General features: G+C 59.3%; 2 protein-coding genes and 1 pseudogene. 2 read left to right on the forward strand and 1 reads right to left on the reverse strand.

Features of this window, described 5'->3' with window-relative positions; genetic code table 11:
• Positions 1-76: 76 nt before the first annotated feature.
• Positions 77-1,858: pseudogene (locus OKC27_RS22510) on the forward strand (SDR family oxidoreductase); the annotation flags it as partial.
• A gap of 79 nt (positions 1,859-1,937) precedes the next feature.
• Here the strand turns inward: OKC27_RS22510 and OKC27_RS22515 are convergent.
• Positions 1,938-2,813: an esterase/lipase family protein gene (locus OKC27_RS22515; RefSeq protein WP_182937434.1), complete on the reverse strand. Its 876-nt coding sequence runs from the start codon at positions 2,811-2,813 to the stop codon at positions 1,938-1,940.
• A gap of 170 nt (positions 2,814-2,983) precedes the next feature.
• Here OKC27_RS22515 and OKC27_RS22520 point away from each other — a divergent pair, with 170 nt between their 5' ends.
• Positions 2,984-3,286, forward strand: a complete 303-nt coding sequence (locus OKC27_RS22520) for a YebG family protein (RefSeq protein ID WP_042655806.1) — start codon at positions 2,984-2,986, stop codon at positions 3,284-3,286.
• Positions 3,287-3,501: the final 215 nt, after the last annotated feature.

The following is a 3,501-nucleotide window of genomic DNA, read 5'->3' on the forward strand; positions in this document are numbered from 1 at the left end:
GAGCCGGCTGGAATGACGACTATCGGGCTCAGTTATTCTTTGGTTAAAATATCAACAAAGTGTGCTCCCGCCCTGGCCACTGCTGGGGGTATCAGCCGCCGAGCAGGAACAACTCCGCGGCCAAATCGATCACTTTTTCCATCTCGCGGCGATCTACGATCTCAACGCCAAAGCGGGCATCCAGCAACAGGTGAATACCGAAGGAACCCGCCAGGCGGTGCAACTTGCCGAGCGGTTGGGATCACAACAGTTCCACCACTGCAGCTCCATCGCCGCAGCGGGCCTGTTTGACGGTCTGTTTCGGGAAGACATGTTCGACGAGGCCGAACACCTCGACATGCCCTATTTCCAGACCAAACACGAAGCCGAGGGGATCGTTCGTAACGAATGCACCATTGCGTGGCGTATCTACCGGCCGGGCATCGTCGTCGGTGACGCCAATACCGGCGAGATGGACAAGATCGACGGCCCTTACTACTTCTTCAAGACCATTCAGAAGCTGCGCCGTCTGCTGCCGCCCTGGATGCCCGCCATCGGGGTGGAAGGGGGCCGCATCAATATCGTGCCGGTCAACTTTGTGGTCGATGCCATGGCCCATATCGCCCATCAGGATGGCGAGGAGAACAAAACCTTCCACCTGACCGACCCCAACCCGATGCGGGTCGGCGACATGCTCAGCACCTTCTCCCGTGCCGCCCATGCGCCGGAGCCGGCCATTCGCATCAACGCCTCTTTGTTCAGCTTCATTCCCCGCCACCTGACGGCAATGCTGATGACCATGACGCCGGTGCGCCGCATTCGCGATGCCGCCATCGCCGATCTGGGTCTGCCCAAGGATATCTTCCGCCTCATCAACTACCCGACCCGTTTTGACAGCCGGGAGACCCAGCGTCTGCTGAAAGGCACCGGCATCGAAGTGCCGCCGCTGCACAGCTATGCCTGGCGGCTGTGGGATTACTGGGAGCGCCATCTCGACCCCGAGCTCTTTATCGATCGCTCCCTGCGCGGTCGGGTCGAAGGAAAAGTGGTGCTGGTGACCGGCGCCACTTCCGGCATAGGCCGCGCCACCGCACGCAAGCTGGCGGGGGCGGGGGCCATCGTGGTGACCATCGCCCGCGATGAGCAGAAAATTGCCGAAACCCAGGCCGAGTTTGCCGAACTGGGGCTCACCATGCAGGTCTATCAGGGCGATCTCGCCGATCTGGCGCAGGGTGAGGCGATCACCCGGCAGATTGTCGAGGAGCACGGCGGGGTGGATATCCTGATCAACAACGCCGGCCGATCCATCCGCCGCTCCATTGAGGACTCCTTCGAGCGCTTCCACGATCTGGAGCGTACCATGCAGCTCAACTACTTCGGGGCGCTCAAGGTGATCATGGGGGTGCTGCCCACCATGATCGAGAAGAAGAAAGGGCACATCATCAACATCTCCTCCATCGGGGTGTTGACCAATGCGCCGCGCTTCTCCGCCTATGTTGCCTCCAAGTCGGCCCTCGATGCCTGGGTGCGAACTGCGGCTTCCGAGTTTGCCGACAAGGGGGTGAGCTTCTCCATCATCAATATGCCGCTGGTGAAAACGCCGATGGTCGCCCCGACCAAGGTCTATGAGCAGGTGCCGATGATGACACCAGAAGAGGCGGCAGACTTGGTGTGCGATACCATCATCAACAAGCATGTGCGGCTGGCAACCCGCCTCGGGGTGTTCGGTCAGGTGGTTCATGCGCTGGCGCCGCGGGTCGCGCAAGTGATCATGAACACCAGTTTCCGCACCTTTGCCGATCCCAAGGATGGCGACAAATCCAAAGCCACCGCCGATCAGGTTGCCGTCTCCACCCTGATCAAGGGGATCCATTTCTAACCGGATGATGCGCTAAAGAGATGAGCAGGGGCCTGAGCAATCAGGCCCCTGTTTTATTTGGCAAAACAATTAAGGAAGGTCAGGCTCGAGCCAGCAGATCAAGCAGCAGATCGGTGGTGCGGCGGGAGTAGAGCAGAGAAAGATGGCCGATGGCGGGCAACTCGATATCGTCCATCCCCGCCAACCGTTGCCGCTCCTGCGGCATCACCACGTTGTCATGGCTGGTGCGCACCGAGATGCCGGGCACGCAAAGCGGCACTGAGGCGAAACGCTGCAACCAGCCGGACCCGGGCTCCATCTCGCGGGCGTTGGCCCCCAGTCCAAGGGCGGCCAGCTGACTGCCCTGATGGGGGGTGGCCAGGGTGATCAGGCACGCAACCTTGTCACCGCCATGAAGAGCCAGATAGTCGCGGCAGACCAGCCCGCCCATGCTGTGACCGACCAGCACCAGCTGGTCGGCGCCGGTCTGCGCCAGCACATCGTCAATCCGGGTGGCCAGCAGCGGCACCATCTCGTCGATATGACCAAATGGCGGCATCAGGGTAATGGTGGCGACCACATGGCCTGCAGCTTCCAGTCGGGCACGCTGGGTACGCCAGATCCCGCGACTGCAACCGTAGCCATGCACCAGCAATATGGGGCGCGGGCATGGGCGGAGCCGATCGGGAGCCATCAGCAAAGGCTCGAACGGCAGCAACCAGGTGAAGGTGTAGAGGTAGGCCAGCATCTCCTGCGCCATCATCTTCACCCTACGCCAGGCGCCAATGGCCGGGGAGGGGTAGAAGCGGGTAAACAGCCAGCTGCCGAGCACCACCAGACAGCGCAGACCCAACAGGGCAAACACCACAAACAGCAGGGTCATCAACCAGGGGAGCCCCACGACCAAGTGGGCGATGCTCCCGAGGAGCAGCACCTCAACCATCAGCAGGATAAACAGGTGTCGTACGATCGTCATAAGACCATGATCCGACCAGTCAGGCGCGGAAGTCAAATGGCACTTTGAGACAGCTTGATCCAGCGCCGCTTTTGTCGCTAAACCCCGGCGAACTCTTTTCCGGTGAGGTTACTTGCAATACTGTATATCCATACATACACTCTACCCATCATCACCAAAAGGAGGCCATCATGGCTGTCGAGATAAAATATGTGGTTGTTCGTGGGGGAGTGGAAAAAATGACCTTTGCCAGCAAAAAAGAGGCCGATGCCTATGACAAGCTGCTGGATACGGCCGACGAGTTGATGACCCTGTTGGCCGGCGCCCCTATCGAGCTGGCGCCAGAGCAGCAAGAGAGTCTGGCATTCTACCTGGCAGAGCAGCGTGATGTGCTGCAAACCCTGCTGCGGGGCGGCAAGGTTCAGGCTGGCGCGAAAGAGGAAGAGGCTCCAGCTGCCAAGCGCAAGGAGAAGCCACTCAAACAGGTGGCCTGATTGCCCGGGCCTGCTATTTCTCGGCATAATTTCTCGGCGTAGATAGCCCACCCCATTCATTTGATTTGCATTTAAAACCATTTTTACGGCTATTTACCCCGAGAATTTTTTAACAACCGTGCATATCCCATGCATAACCGCGAATTCAACTTCGAAGTGCAATTCCCGATTAAAAATCAGGCTGCTTTCAGAAGTTCGTCAAAAACCACCTGTGG

The organism is Aeromonas sp. QDB62, assembly GCF_027705695.1.
Taxonomy (GTDB): domain Bacteria; phylum Pseudomonadota; class Gammaproteobacteria; order Enterobacterales; family Aeromonadaceae; genus Aeromonas; species Aeromonas allosaccharophila.